The organism is Gluconobacter cerinus (genome assembly GCF_002723935.1).
Lineage (GTDB): Bacteria > Pseudomonadota > Alphaproteobacteria > Acetobacterales > Acetobacteraceae > Gluconobacter > Gluconobacter cerinus.
Genome location: NZ_BEWM01000001.1, coordinates 185220 through 199078 on the forward strand (window position 1 = coordinate 185220; position 13859 = coordinate 199078).

The 13859-nt window shown below is 57.0% G+C and carries 13 protein-coding genes and 2 tRNA genes; 9 read left to right on the forward strand and 6 right to left on the reverse strand.

What is annotated here, in order from left to right; translation table 11 throughout:
- Positions 1-3 precede the first annotated feature (3 nt).
- Complete coding sequence (gene argH / locus GCE01_RS00845; protein WP_099210308.1) at positions 4-1449, forward strand: argininosuccinate lyase; 1446 nt, start codon at positions 4-6, stop codon at positions 1447-1449.
- Positions 1446-1583: an LPS translocon maturation chaperone LptM gene (gene lptM / locus GCE01_RS17440; protein WP_408735626.1), complete on the forward strand. Its 138-nt coding sequence runs from the start codon at positions 1446-1448 to the stop codon at positions 1581-1583. The genes argH and lptM overlap by 4 nt, the downstream gene beginning before the upstream one ends.
- Positions 1584-1646: 63 nt before the next feature.
- Here the strand turns inward: lptM and gluQRS are convergent, their stop codons facing one another.
- The gene (gene gluQRS / locus GCE01_RS00850) at positions 1647-2480 is read right to left on the reverse strand and encodes a tRNA glutamyl-Q(34) synthetase GluQRS (protein ID WP_099210310.1); all 834 of its coding nucleotides are present in this window, start codon (positions 2478-2480) and stop codon (positions 1647-1649) included.
- A 150-nt stretch (positions 2481-2630) separates the two neighbouring features.
- Between gluQRS and GCE01_RS00855 the strand changes: the two genes are divergently transcribed.
- Positions 2631-3194, forward strand: coding sequence for an HNH endonuclease (locus tag GCE01_RS00855; RefSeq protein WP_046899613.1), 564 nt, complete (start codon positions 2631-2633; stop codon positions 3192-3194).
- Between the two features lie 42 nt (positions 3195-3236).
- Entirely contained in the window at positions 3237-3686 is a 450-nt protein-coding gene (locus tag GCE01_RS00860) for a CHRD domain-containing protein (RefSeq protein WP_046899614.1), read from the forward strand.
- A 159-nt stretch (positions 3687-3845) separates the two neighbouring features.
- On the opposite strand, the gene GCE01_RS00865 is transcribed toward GCE01_RS00860, so the two are convergent.
- The gene (locus GCE01_RS00865) at positions 3846-5396 is read right to left on the reverse strand and encodes a M81 family metallopeptidase (protein ID WP_211516761.1); all 1551 of its coding nucleotides are present in this window, start codon (positions 5394-5396) and stop codon (positions 3846-3848) included.
- 365 nt (positions 5397-5761) lie between these two features.
- Entirely contained in the window at positions 5762-7384 is a 1623-nt protein-coding gene (gene guaA, locus GCE01_RS00870; protein ID WP_174694761.1) for a glutamine-hydrolyzing GMP synthase, read from the reverse strand.
- A gap of 75 nt (positions 7385-7459) precedes the next feature.
- Between guaA and GCE01_RS00875 the strand changes: the two genes are divergently transcribed.
- From GCE01_RS00875 to GCE01_RS00885, 3 genes are all read left to right on the forward strand, one after another.
- Positions 7460-7834, forward strand: coding sequence for a hypothetical protein (locus GCE01_RS00875; RefSeq protein ID WP_086634037.1), 375 nt, complete (start codon positions 7460-7462; stop codon positions 7832-7834).
- Positions 7835-7897: 63 nt separating this feature from the next.
- Positions 7898-7974 (forward strand) — tRNA-Arg (locus GCE01_RS00880).
- Between the two features lie 36 nt (positions 7975-8010).
- A tRNA-Arg gene (locus GCE01_RS00885) sits at positions 8011-8087 on the forward strand.
- Between the two features lie 19 nt (positions 8088-8106).
- On the opposite strand, the gene GCE01_RS00890 is transcribed toward GCE01_RS00885, so the two are convergent.
- The 3 genes from GCE01_RS00890 to GCE01_RS00900 form a co-directional block, all read right to left on the reverse strand.
- Positions 8107-8541 carry a response regulator gene (locus GCE01_RS00890; RefSeq protein WP_086634501.1) on the reverse strand — a complete coding sequence of 145 codons (435 nt, stop codon included), beginning with the start codon at positions 8539-8541 and terminating at the stop codon, positions 8107-8109.
- A gap of 120 nt (positions 8542-8661) precedes the next feature.
- Positions 8662-9354 carry a trypsin-like serine peptidase gene (locus GCE01_RS00895; protein ID WP_086634502.1) on the reverse strand — a complete coding sequence of 231 codons (693 nt, stop codon included), beginning with the start codon at positions 9352-9354 and terminating at the stop codon, positions 8662-8664.
- The gene (locus GCE01_RS00900; protein ID WP_099210314.1) at positions 9351-9743 is read right to left on the reverse strand and encodes a cytidine deaminase; all 393 of its coding nucleotides are present in this window, start codon (positions 9741-9743) and stop codon (positions 9351-9353) included. The genes GCE01_RS00895 and GCE01_RS00900 overlap by 4 nt, the downstream gene beginning before the upstream one ends.
- A 68-nt stretch (positions 9744-9811) precedes the next feature.
- On the opposite strand from GCE01_RS00900, the gene lysA reads away from it, so the two are divergent.
- Entirely contained in the window at positions 9812-11143 is a 1332-nt protein-coding gene (lysA, locus tag GCE01_RS00905) for a diaminopimelate decarboxylase (protein WP_099210316.1), read from the forward strand.
- Complete coding sequence (locus tag GCE01_RS00910; protein WP_099210318.1) at positions 11136-13817, forward strand: DUF4175 domain-containing protein; 2682 nt, start codon at positions 11136-11138, stop codon at positions 13815-13817. The genes lysA and GCE01_RS00910 overlap by 8 nt, the downstream gene beginning before the upstream one ends.
- Positions 13818-13859: the final 42 nt, after the last annotated feature.

Consider the following 13859-nt stretch of genomic DNA (forward strand, 5'->3'; position numbering starts at 1 on the left):
ATCATGAAAAACGTTCCTGTCGAAAAAGAAACCGATCCTGCCTCAAGCTTTGAAGGTACGGCTGCCAACCCGCAATGGGGTGGCCGTTTCGCCTCCGGACCGGCTGCGATTATGAGTGAGATCAATGCCTCCATTGGCTTTGATAAAATCCTCTGGCGTCAGGATATCCGCGGCTCTCTCGCACATGCAGCGATGCTTCAGAAAGTCGGCCTTCTGACGGCAACCGAGCTTGCGGAAATCCGGCAGGGACTGGGTGATATCGCACAGGAAATCGGCGAAGGACGCTTCGAGTTCTCCCCGGCCCTCGAAGACATTCACATGAACATCGAGGCACGCCTCTCCGAGCGGATTGGCGAAGCCGGCAAGCGCCTGCACACGGCACGGTCCCGCAATGATCAGGTGGCCACAGATTTCCGCCTGTGGGTGCGTGATGCGATTGACGGCCTTCAGGAACAGACTGCTTCCCTCATGCGCGCCCTTGCGACACGCGCACTGGAACATCACGCAACGCCGATGCCCGGCTTCACGCATCTTCAGGTCGCTCAGCCTGTAACGTTCGGCCATCACCTTCTGGCTTACGTCGAAATGCTCTCCCGCGACCGTGGACGCCTGCGCGATGCACGGGCTCGATTGAACGAATGCCCGCTGGGATCAGCGGCTCTGGCTGGAACGTCCTTCCCGATCGACCGTGCAATGACGGCAGCAGCACTGGATTTTGATCGCCCGACGGCCAATTCACTCGACGCCGTTTCAGACCGTGATTTCGCTCTCGAATTCCTGTCAGCCCTGTCTCTTCAGGCCATGCATCTGTCGCGACTGGCTGAAGAAATCGTCATGTGGGCATCTGCTCCCTTCGGATTCGTAACCCTGTCGGACGCGTTCACAACCGGCTCGTCCATCATGCCCCAGAAGCGTAACCCCGACGCGGCTGAACTGGTGCGCGCCAAGATCGGCCGCATTATGGGGAATTTCGTTGGCCTGCTGACTGTTATGAAGGGCCTGCCGCTGGCCTACGCAAAGGACACGCAGGAAGACAAAGAGCCTGTCTTTGACGCGACAGAAGCCATGACGCTGTCCCTTGCTGCCATGGATGGGATGATCCGGGACCTTAAGCCCAACACAGACCGGATGCGTGAAGTCGCAGGCATGGGCTTCTCCACCGCCACAGATCTGGCGGACTGGCTGGTGCGTGAACTCCGCGTGCCTTTCCGGACGGCTCATCACGTTACAGGCCGTTTGGTTGGCCTGGCTGAACAGAAAGGCTGTGATCTGGCTGATCTCTCCCTTGCTGAAATGCAGGCCGTGGAGCCGGGCATCACTGCAGGGATTTTTGATGTTCTGACGGTTGAATCTTCCCTCGCCTCCCGCACCAGCTTTGGCGGCACGGCTCCGTCCAACGTTCAGCAGCAGGCTCAGGCCTGGCTGAACAAACTTGGAGAGACGACATGAAACGTTTTTTGATTCTCGGTCTAACTTTTCTCGCCCTCAGCACCAGCCTGAGTGCCTGTGGAAAGAAAGGGGCGCCACGCCCACCGGGCCCAGACTCTGACGTCACATACCCGCGGAGCTATCCCGCAGAGTAACACTTCTCCACGGTAATCACTTTTTATGGGATGGCCCCCACTCCGCTGCGTCATCCCATGATTTCAGCTTTCCGCGAGTGCTCTCAGCACAAGCGGATGAGCCAGAACCTGCTCGGCAGTCCATCCAGCAGCACGCAGCGTCCGAATACCTTCCACGCCATTCCGTTTTGAGAGCTTCCGGCCACCTTCGTCTTTGATAAGGGCATGATGGCGATAGTGAGGTTCTGGCCATTTCATCAAGCACTGAAGAACACGATGAATGGATGTTGCGTCATACAGATCCCGACCACGCGTGACGCAGGTCACACCCTGTTGGGCATCATCATGCGTGACGCAGAGGTGATAGGAAACACCCGTGTCCCGTCGGGCCAGCACAACGTCTCCAAATTCGTCAGCCCGGCCAGAAATTCTTCCCTGCCCCACTTCATACCAGGACGGAACTTCCTGAAGTTCATTAAGTGCGCGCTGCATGTTCAGGCGCCAGACTGGTACACGCCCGGATATTGATCGGCCGTCACGGAAACATGTGCCCGGGTAAACAATACTTCCGTCTGGAGCATAAGACGTAGAAGCCGCAGCAATTTCAGCTCGTGTACAAAAGCAGGGATAGAGAAGCTCCCTGTTCCTGAGTTCAGTCAAAACATGGGTATATTCCGCCAGATGCCGGGATTGTTGACGCACAGGTTCCTGCGACCATAGCCCCAGCCATTGCAGATCCTCGCCCAGCGCAGCAGTAAAAGCTGATGTGCACCGCGCGGTATCAATGTCCTCAATCCGCACAAGAAACCGCCCACCCTGTCCGGCGGACGCGCGCGCGTGAAGGGCAGACACAACGTGTCCAAGATGCAGGAAACCAGTCGGGCTGGGCGCAAAGCGCGTTACAGGAGGCAGCGTCATCAAGCTTTCATGAGGGTTTTCTTGCAGTTCATGAAGTTTACTGAAATAGTCATCTCAAAGAAGCCGACGACGCATGTTTATCGGCGTTTGTCTTAAGTTTTCTACGCCGAAGTTCCCGCATGTGCCGTCCTTCAAAAAAGGAAGCGCGTGGTGCCTGTCAGTAGTCAGCATTTTCCGGCTCTTGTTCTGAATGCGGATTTTCGTCCGCTCTCATACTTTCCGCTGTCGCTATGGTCATGGCAGGAAGCCGTGAAGGCTGTGTTTCTGGACCGGGTATCCGTTCTATCAGAGTACGAAGACGCCGTCGTTCACTCTCCCAGCATGGCCATGCGCCTTCCCAGCGTTATCGCACTGAAAGATTACATTCCTTCAGCACGAAAACCCGCTTTCACACGGTTCAACGTTTTCTTGCGGGACAATTTTTCGTGTCAGTACTGCCATGATCGATTGCCAACACATGAGCTGACTTTCGATCATGTTATCCCCCGTGCGAAAGGGGGAAAAACAACCTGGCAGAACGTTGTTACCGCCTGCAGCCCCTGCAATCTCCTCAAAGGCTCCCGCCTCCCCAGCGAGATCGGCATGCACCCCCACCGAAAACCCGATCAGCCCAGCAGCCGCCTTCTTCAGGAAAACGGGAGGACCTTCCCGCCCCACTATCTTCACGAAAGCTGGCGTGATTATCTGTACTGGAACACTGAACTGGAGACCTGACACCACGTTTAGTGTCTCCAACTCCTGCAAGGATCACGTTCCATGCGTACAGGTCTCTTCGTTACCGCTCTCGCGCTGGGTCTCTCCGTTACGGCCCTGCCTGCTTCTGCTGAAACGATCCATCTTTTTGGTCCGTTCAAAGGCGAACATGGCGCAACATCCCCCATCAAGGGGTCAGCGTCTGCCATGCTCGACACAACCAAAAACACCCTGTCGTACCGTTTCGAAGACAACGGCCTGACAGGCCCGGTCAATGCAATTCACCTGCATGGTCCGGCAGCTGAGGGTGAAGATGCCGGCGTAATTGCGCCGATCCCTGGCCCTTACCAGACCCGGATGACGGGAACCCTGACACTGACAGCAGATCAGGTGAAGGACGTGCTGGCTGGCAAAAGCTACATCAACCTGCACACGGAAAAATTCCCATCCGGTGAGGCCCGCGCCCAGCTCACGACAGAGCTGACAGGCCACAAGCACCATATGGAACACTAAGGTCTTTCCAGCCTAAACAAAGGCCTTCTTCGAAAGGAGCAGGCCTTTTTTCTGGATAGAGCTTAACGAGCGTTTATAACCGCCTCAGGTGACCATCCAGTTACCCGAGGCGTAGTTTTATGCGGAAAAGAGAGGATCTGCCTCCTCTCTCCACGCTCCCTAGCTGCGATGAATTCGAGCCGACACATAAGGTTTGGGCGTGTACGTCAGATCGGGCACCCAAGGCCAAGTCGGTTTACGGCGATGATTACCGATATTGACGATATCCTGATTGATAGCCCCCGGCGAAAGCGCCATGAGTGCCGGATTGGCCAGCGGTTTCATGGTTGGGTTGAGATACCCGCATTTCAGAACGACAATGCTGAAATTGGTTGGCTCCAGCCCAATATCCCGGAATGCTTCCGCCGAATGATACAGACGCCGCCGAGCAGAAAGCGTCGCCGTGATGCCATTGAATTCGATGACAGCTTCACCTTCATCGGGATGCGAGACCGGCGTCAGATGTTTCACAGTCGCGCGAACATGCACAGGCTTGCACATCACGGGATCCAGGGTCGCACCGATAGATAACGGCAGAACTGCGCCTACACCCGCCTTGTAGCACGCATCCGTTGCAGGACGATCCGTCATGCCACCCAGCAGGACATTCTTTGCGCCCGCCTTTAGGAGCGCCTGAAGGAAAAAGGTCTGGTCAGAGTTTCCGCCACCACCCGGATTATCTCCGGAATCCGAAATGACCACGGGATGCGTTTTTGATGACATCGCACGACTGAGACACTCATCGATCGTCCCGATTGGTGTGCCGAAATGAAAGTCGTGTCGTGCGTCCCAGTATCGCTGCGCCAGTTCCGTAGCGATGCGTTTCTGCTCTTCGACGTTCGTACCTGTGACAACCACGGATGCAGCCGAACGGGGTTCATCAGCCCAGACATATCCAACCAGTTGGGAGACATCGAGAATACCCGGCAGCCGATTGTATTCCGCCAGATCTGCCCACAGGCGGCGTCCTGGCTCCCATTCTGTGCTGCTCTGCTCACCCGGAAGCAGCGCCGGTATGCTTGCCCACACAATTCCGGGGCGCAGGCCGTAACGCAGACAATGCGTAAGCATATCCGTAGCCCGCATGACATTCTCGATACGATCAACATGCGGCGCCGTGCGGTATGCCGTCAGAGCATCCAGTGTATCCACACTGCGCTGACTGAGATTGCCGTGAAGATCGTAATAGGCGGACAACAGGCAATCCGGCCCGACGACAGAACGCGTTGCGGCATACCAGTCCCCCTCCGCATCATCCATGCCTTCGACACTCAGGGCACCGTGCATAGCCAGGTAAACACCATCCAGCGGTAGGAGCTTGCGCAGACGCTCAAGATATTCTGATTTCAAAGCCTCATACGTCTTGCGCTCAACTGGGCCGCCTGGCGGTGCGGATGCTTCCAGGGTCGGCAAGAGGTCAAAATCGTAACGATGCAGCGGCTGGGACAGCGGCGCTCCAAAAATCTCATCACCTCGGAGCGTAGTGAACTCCGGCATGCGGGAGCGAATACGGCTGTAAGTGCTGCATTCTGACGCAATCCCACCCACGGCAATCCGGGGCGTACCTTTAAAAGCTGGTATCAGCCCGTTTCCACGATCTTGGGCATACCCCTGCCCTCGTAATGCCAGTAGACCCGCTGGAAGCATCTTCAAGATCAGTCTGCGACGCACGTCGTTAGCCCTCGTCCTATTGTCCAGATGTTCAACAAGCAGGAATTGTCGCAGCTCTCTTAAAGCGCAGGCCTGCCCGGAGTACTCCGCTGGAGGCGCCCCTGAGCAAAAAAACGGACCAACCTTCGAACTGTCACCGTGCCAGACACCGGCAATTCCTCACTTGTTTTGTCCGCCAGAAAATGGCGACGACACGAACATGCGAAAGTCTGAACGAGATCGATATTGTTTTGCTATAAAAACTAATGTCGCAATGCGCGTTAAATTGACGCGAGGCGAAACAAATGCCCGCTTTGATGGCAAGATCATAAAAAAGGCCCGTCCCTCTCGGGACAGGCCTTTCCAAATGACAGAGGTTTAGAACCTCATTCCCACTCGATTGTTCCCGGCGGCTTGGACGTAATGTCGTAAGTCACGCGGTTAACACCCCGGACTTCATTGACGATACGGCCAGCAACACGATTCAGGAACGCGAAGTCGAACGGATAGACTTCAGCTGTCATACCGTCAGTGCTGGTCACGGCACGCAGAGCGCAGGCCTGATCATAGGTCCGGCCGTCGCCCATCACACCGACAGTCCGCACAGGAAGCAGAACCGCAAAAGCCTGCCAGATGGCATCATACAGGCCGGCATTTCGGATTTCTTCCAGGTAGATCGCGTCCACCTTCCGCAGAAGATCCAGCTTTTCCTTGTCGATCTCACCTGGAATACGAATAGCAAGCCCCGGACCCGGGAACGGATGACGTCCCACGATATGTTCCGGAATGCCAAGTTCACGCCCCAGTTCACGAACTTCGTCCTTGAACAGTTCGCGGAGAGGCTCGACCAGCTGCATGTTCATGCGATCCGGCAAGCCGCCAACGTTATGATGGGACTTGATGGTAACGGACGGGCCACCCGTGAAGCTGACGCTTTCAATCACGTCTGGGTAGAGCGTGCCTTGAGCAAGGAACTGTGCGCCACCAAGCTTTGCAGCTTCTTCCTCGAACACTTCGATAAAGAGGCGGCCAATGGTCTTCCGCTTGATTTCCGGATCTTTGACGCCTGCAAGTTCACTCAGGAACAGGTCAGATGCGTCGCGGTGAACCAGACGGATATTGAAGCGACCGCGGAACGTCTTGACGACTTCGTCGGCTTCACCGGAACGCAGGATGCCTGGATCAACGAAAATACAGGTCAGCTGGTCGCCGATAGCATCGTGGATCAGCTTCGCCGCCACGGAGCTGTCCACACCGCCGGATAGACCACAAATGACGCGGCCGTCCCCGACCTGCTTGCGGATACGGGCGATTTCCAGCTCGCGGAAGCCAGCCATCGTCCACGTGCCGCTGCAACCCGCAACATTGTGCGTAAAGTTACGGATCAGCGCAGCACCATGCGGCGTGTGCACGACTTCCGGATGGAACTGCACACCATACAGGCGACGGCCTTCATCGGCGATGATCGCGAACGGAGCCCCTTCCGAATAGGCAACAGCGCGGAAGCCCGGCGGAAGCTGCGTGACGCGATCGCCATGGCTCATCCAGACCTGTTCACGCTTGCCGCGTGCCCAGACGCCACGGAACAGGGCGCAATCTTCAGCGATGTCGATATAAGCGCGACCGAATTCACGATGTTCGTGCGTTTCGACCTTGCCGCCCAGCTTCTGGCACATGGCCTGCTGGCCATAGCAGATGCCAAGAACCGGACGATTCAGTGAAAAGACGATTTCCGGAATCGCCGGAGCATTTTCGTCATGAACGCTGGCAGGGCTGCCAGACAGAATGATACCGCGCGGATTGAATTCACGGATCTTCTCGTCCGTCGCCGTGAACGGCCAGATCTCACAGTAAACACCGCTCTCACGCACACGGCGGGCGATGAGCTGCGTTACCTGGCTGCCGAAATCCAGAATGAGGATACGGTCTTCGTGAAGTGTTTCGTCGAGTTTCGCGACGGTGCTGGCGTCCTGCTGGGTCAATGTGATGGCCTCGCGTTCCGTGTTCATGGTGCCTTTTGATGCTCTCCTATAAGGTGTTGTGTCGTCTGCGTCATCCATTCTGCATCACAGGACAGGCACAACATGCGTCCGATTGCTCTTTTTTCTCTTTCTGCCATGGCTTTTCTGGCAGCCTGCGCCACTCCTGATCCTGGAAATGATCCATCAGGCCGTTGGGTAGGCGCTCTCGTCACGGATCAGGGCTCCTGCCCGACAGAACGCACGTCCACACTCGATATTCGTGGGCGAAAGATCGTTTTCACACCGGGAGATGGCTCTGAAGTGCTTTCTGGCATCTATCAGCCCGGCGTTCATCACTATCACGCAGAGCTTGCCAGCAAGGACATGAACGGCCGCCCGACCGCGCTGGTTTTTAACGGATATCCCGTTGGTCAGGCGATTGGTGGCACTTTTGGTTCCAGTGCCTGCCGTGCTCACATCACCATGACAAGAAAGTAGAAATTAATTTTCAGAGGGGGGTTGTCAGGTTTTGAAACCGCCTGTAAAACCCCGCCTCAAGACGCACCCGTAGCTCAACTGGATAGAGCACCAGACTACGAATCTGGGGGTTAGAGGTTCAAGTCCTTTCGGGTGCACCATCTTACTTTTGGCTTTGCCAAAAACATATAGTGTTCGCACCCGTAGCTCAACTGGATAGAGCACCAGACTACGAATCTGGGGGTTAGAGGTTCAAGTCCTTTCGGGTGCACCACACAACATCTTCACAAAATTCAGTGCTGCAGTGCTTTCAGAGCACGATAGACGTCTTCCCATTCGTATGGCTTGGGAAGAAACATCGCCTTGTTTGGCAAAGGTCGCTTTTCCTGAAGATAAGCACCTGACGTCAGTACAACGCCGATCTGCGGCCAGCGAGCTCCGACTGTCTCAGCGAGATCCAGTCCGTTGAGCCGTCCGGGCATGTTCACATCCGAAAAGACGAGATCGACTGTCTCACCTTTGGAAAGAATATCCATCGCCTCATCGGCAGTAGCAGCAAGAATCGGGTTATAGCCGGCGTCTTCAAGCATATCCGCAGCCAGAAAGCGCAACAGGGCCTGGTCTTCAACAACCAGAACATTCTTGCGGTGCGTCAGATAGGCGTTGCTCGCATGCATGCCACGAGACTGCCCGACAGACGCCGTTCCTTTCCCTGCCATGACATACATTAAAGTGCCCCTTTCCGGACCGAATAAAAAGTGGGGAACACCAAAGATGATGTTTCCCGATCCTTCAAACGCATCATGCAGGCGATGTTTGCAGAATTATGAAAATTCTTCTGCCATCAACTAAGGAACAAGCGGAGCAGCCAACCCGCCCGGCCCCACATCTGCCGCGACAGCAAGCCCGCCGATACCCCACGTTCCGTCAGGCTTTTGAAGCAGAAGCGGAGCGCCGCTCACTCCTTTTGTCGCCTCGCAATCGTGATGGACAAGACCACTGACTGTCACTCCGTTGATATGACAGTCCAGATCGCCGAATGGCACTTCATTTCTATCTTGCGAATACCCAACCAGCATTGCCCTTGCGCCATCCTGCACAGGAATCGCCGGGAGAAGATCCCGCGTCGCGATAACTGGTTCCGACAGCAACAGTGTTGCCCGATCACTGGCCCCGGTAGCGGATTCGTTTTTCGGGTCGTATCCGGGTGGGATAATGAATCGGACAACATGGGCGTGTTGGCGGTATGAGCCCCGCGAGTATCCCATCAGCACATGAACATCGCTCGGCCGTATATAAGTGTGCGTTTTCGGCAACCAGAGACAGTGAGCTGCCGTCATGACCACATTGGGAGCTACGGCAAAACCCGTACATTTAACGCCGAGTTCAGTCTGTACACGCCCCAGAATTCGCCAGGGCGCCGCACGGACGTCAATCAGTTCACGTCTGGCCCCGTCCCCAAGACCGGGCAGAGACGGAAGAGGCTGCGCACAGACCGTTCCTACCACCAGAAGTCCCAGAAAACAGGGCCAGTATTTCATTCCAGATTGTCCGGACCGAATGCGTCAGGCAGCAATTCCACGAGGGTGCGTGTCAGAAGCAAGGTTCCTGTGGGCGAAATCATGTGCACTTTCAGATCAGGCAGGCCGAATTCACGGAGTTTCTGCCGACAGCCACCGCACGGTGTGCAGGGCTGATCTCCACCACCTACAATCACGATTTCCTCAATGCGTCGTCCCCCGGCAAGAATCATGGCCGAAATGGCCCCGCCTTCAGCACAGGTTCCAAGCGGATAGGCTGCATTCTCGACATTACAGCCTGAATGAACCACGCCCTCACAGCGCAGGGCCGCGCCAACCTGAAAGCGGGAGTACGGCGCATAGGCCCGGGATCGGGCTTCAAGAGCCCGGGAGATCAGTTCTTCCATCATAATTCAGACACTAGCGCCTGTGTGAACAGCTTGGAACATCCAAGCGTCCACGATACGGTAGGAAGATCATGAATGCTCTCTCTTCCGAACCCACGCTCAATGACCTTCTGACAAGCCGCCCTCCTCTGGAGGTCAATGCGCGCGATGGTCTTCTTTTTGAAGGCGTGCCTCTGCATGTCATCGCCGCCGTAGCAGGAACCCCCTGCTGGATCACGGGAGCAGGCACTCTGCGTCGCCGTGCAAACGCGCTCAAAGCTGCGTTTGAAGCCCGCAACTTGCCGGTGCATTTCCATTTCGCGATGAAATCACAGGATCATCAAGCCACACTGACGATCCTCCGCGAATGTGGCTATGGCGTGGACATCGTGAGCGGTGGAGAGATGACCCGCGCGCTACATGCCGGGATCAAGCCGAATGGAATCGTCTTTTCAGGCGTCGGGAAATCGGATCTTGAACTTCGCGCCGCAGTGGAACACGGCATCCGGCAGATCAATGTCGAGAGCGTGGAAGAGCTTTATCGCCTGAACGATATTGCACAGGCCTGTGGCAAGATTGCTCCGGCAGCACTCCGCGTGAACCCGGATGTCGACGCACAGACGCATGACAAGATCAGCACGGGCCGCGCGGGAGACAAGTTCGGGATCGAGCATCGCCGTGCGGTTAAACTGTACGCCGAAGCTGCTGCTTTGGAGCATGTGGAGCTTGTCGGCCTGGCGGTTCATCTTGGCAGTCAGATGCTGACGGCCGAGCCGTTCCGCCAGGGCTATTCCCGTCTGGCAGATATGGTTCGGGAAATTCGTGCCCTTGGACATACCGTCAAAACAGTGGACTGTGGCGGTGGGCTAGGCATTCGCTATCAGGACGAAATCGCTCCACCACCGGAAATGCTGGCAGGCGTCATTGCCGAATCACTTGGAGACCTTGGGGTTGAGCTTAGCATTGAGCCCGGCCGCTGGCTCTCTGCTCCGACAGGAATTCTGCTGTCCCGCGTGATCGAAACAAAAGCAGGCAATCCGGATTTCGTCGTGATCGACGCGGCAATGAACGATCTCGCCCGTCCTGCGCTTTATGATTCTTGGCACGGTATCCTGCCCGTCGCTCCGGCGGCATTTAACGATGCACTCAAGCCATGGGACGTGGTGGGGCCAGTCTGTGAAAGCAGCGATATCTTTGCCAAGGACCGGGTTCTGCCCGCTTCCCTGAAGCGCGGAGATCTTGTGGCCCTTCTGGATACGGGAGCGTACGGATCCGTCATGAGTTCGACCTATAATTCCCGGCCGTTTGCTGCGCAGGTTCTGGTCGATAATGGTCGCTGGGAGATCATCCGCCAGCGACAGAGCGTCCAAGACCTGATCGCCGCAGAAACTATTCCGGACTGGCTCCTGCCCGCCCATGGCTGATTCGTTTGCCGCAGCAGCTCGCCTAGCATCCGTCCGCCGTCGCGCTCGACGCGTTCTGTGGTGGGAACACGCCTGGCCAGCTCTGCGCTGGTCTTTGCTTCTTGCGGCATTCTATCTGCTGGCCTGTCTGGCCCGCATTCCCCAGTCACTGCCTGACTGGTTACACATTCTTTTCGAGCTCACAGTCTTAGGAACTGCCTTCTGGCTGGGCGTCAAAGGGCTGCGTGCTATCCCGCAGCCTACGGATGCTCAGGTTGATCGTCGGATCGAGCGCGACTCTCGCCTGGCCTATCAGCCCCTTCTGACTCTTGCCGACCGCCCGGCCTACGCAGCAGATGGCGAACAAGGCGCCATCTGGACGCAACACGTTCAACGTGTGGTTTCTTCTCTGGGACCGCTTAAGGTCAGCCTGCCAAAGCCAGACGTCACGACGCAGGAAAAACTCGGGCTGGCCTCTGTAGCTGCAGCCCTTGCCATTGCGGCCGTTCTGAGCGGATCACATTCCCAATCCCGCTTGCACGCTGGCCTTGTGCCCGGTGTCGATGACGACAGTATTCCGCTCCCGTCCGTTCAGGCCTGGATCGACCGACCATCCTACGCTCCCGGCGCGCCAGTGTTTCTGTCGCAAACGCAGCAGGGCAATCCCATACACGTTCCTCAGGGCGCCATTCTAAATGCGACCATCACAGGCACATTCGGGCGTCCGGTTCTTCGGGGGGCAACCTCCATCAGTCATGACCGTCTGGACGAACGGAGCTGGAGCGAAAAAGCCACGTTGCAGCAGACTGGCACTGTCACGCTAAAAGCCCGCGGTCGCACGTTGGGTTCATGGCGCGTGGACGTCGAGCCGGATCTGCCCCCAGTCGTAGTCTGGGACGGAAAACCCGCTCCCCAGAAAGATGACTGGCGCACCAGCCTTCCCTGGCATGTTCAGCAGACTTATGGCGTAGCCTCTCTGGAAGTGGAAATCCGACTACCTAACCTGCCCAAAGGCCGCATCGTGCGTGTTCCAGTGCCACTGAATGGACACCCCAAAGATGCGAAGGGAGAGGCACGCCCGGATCTTTCTTCGGACCCATTTGCCGGAATGGAAGTCGAAGGGCGCCTTCATGCCGTTAGTGTTTCCGGCCGGGAAAACCACAGTGCTTTTGTGCGCTTCCACCTAGGTTCGCGGAAGTTTTCGGACCCACTGGCACGAGCCATTGTCGCATTGCGTCGCCGCTTGATGCTGGGACAGGAACGTCCGCAGCAGGCGGCAGACGAACTGAAGCTCCTGACGCAGACAACGGATGTCCTCGCCCTCCTCGCCCCACTTGGCCTCGATATTGCTTCCCTGCAATCCAATGCTCCTGAAGGAGCGGCGGAACAGGTGCCGGGGCAGCTTTGGGCACTAGCTCTGTATCTCGATGATCTCCGCCGGGACGGGCCGGAAATTGCGGATGCAGCCGCGGCCGTCCGGGCAGCACAGCAGAGTGTTCAGCAACAGCTCGATCACATGCAGTCTCTGGGAGAGAAAGGCCATACGCTGGCTGAACAGGAAGAACTTCAGAAGCGCACGAAAGCTCTCAAGGATGCCCTTAACCACCGCATGCAGCTTCTTTTTCAGAAGGCAGCCCAGAGCGGCATCATGATGCCGCAATCCGGCACAAGCTCTGCTGATCCATGGTCAGATCAGATGCAGCGCCTTCAGAACGATGCATCGCAGGGGCATGGGGATGAAGCATTACGTAAACTCCAGCAAATGGAAGACATGGCCGAGCATATGCGTCAGGCCACGCCGGAAGATCTGAAAGCCCTCGCGGCTCAGATGAAGGCTCAGGAAGAGGCACGCGCGCAACGTGCCGCTCTTCATGATCTGGTTCATCGGGAAACGACCCTGCTGGATCATGCACAGGCCCGTTTGTCTGCTGCCCGCAAGGCCGCTCTGCCGCCTGACCAGCAGGACGGCCATGAAGACATCAGCCAGATGTCTACAGCCGATTTGCTGCGCCAGCTTGGAATGCAGCCGCCGCCGAATATGGAACAGTCAGCAGCTCCAAAACCGGCAGCGCCTGTTGATCCTGCGACAGTCGCGGCGCAGTCGCCTGAGCGCCGCGCAGATCATGCCTTCCAGCGTGCATTGTCTCGGGTGGATGAAATTCTTGGCCGGCGGGTCAAAGACCTGACAGGCAAGCCCGCCACTGCGTTCGACAAGGCAAAAGCAGATATGCAGGATGCTCGCAAGGCCTTGGCAGACCGGAAGGATGATCAGGCGCTTACGGCAGAACAGAAGGCTCTCGCGGATCTGTCTGAGGCCGGAAAGCAGATGCGCCAGAGCCAGAAGTCCGGCGGGTCTGGTCAGGGTAAAGGCGGAAGCCTGAGTTTCATCCCATCCATGGGCGGTGGTGGCTCCGGGCAACAGCAGCATGGCAAGGCTGGACAGCAGGGTGACGGAGGCGATCAGCCTGACGCCGGGGATGACGACGACGGGGACGAAGACCGCAAGGATCAGGATCCACTGGGCCGCAAGCTCGGCGAAGGCCAGAGCGGCAAGGATTCGGACGCCCACATCCCTGATCGTAACGCCCGTGATCGGGCGCGGGACATCGAACGTGAGCTACGTCGTCGCGCTTCCGACAGAACCCGCCCTCAGGGTGAACTGGACTATCTGGAACGTCTTCTAAAGTCGTTTTGAAGCCACAAAAAAAAGTGCTCAGGATTTTCTCCTGAGCACCTT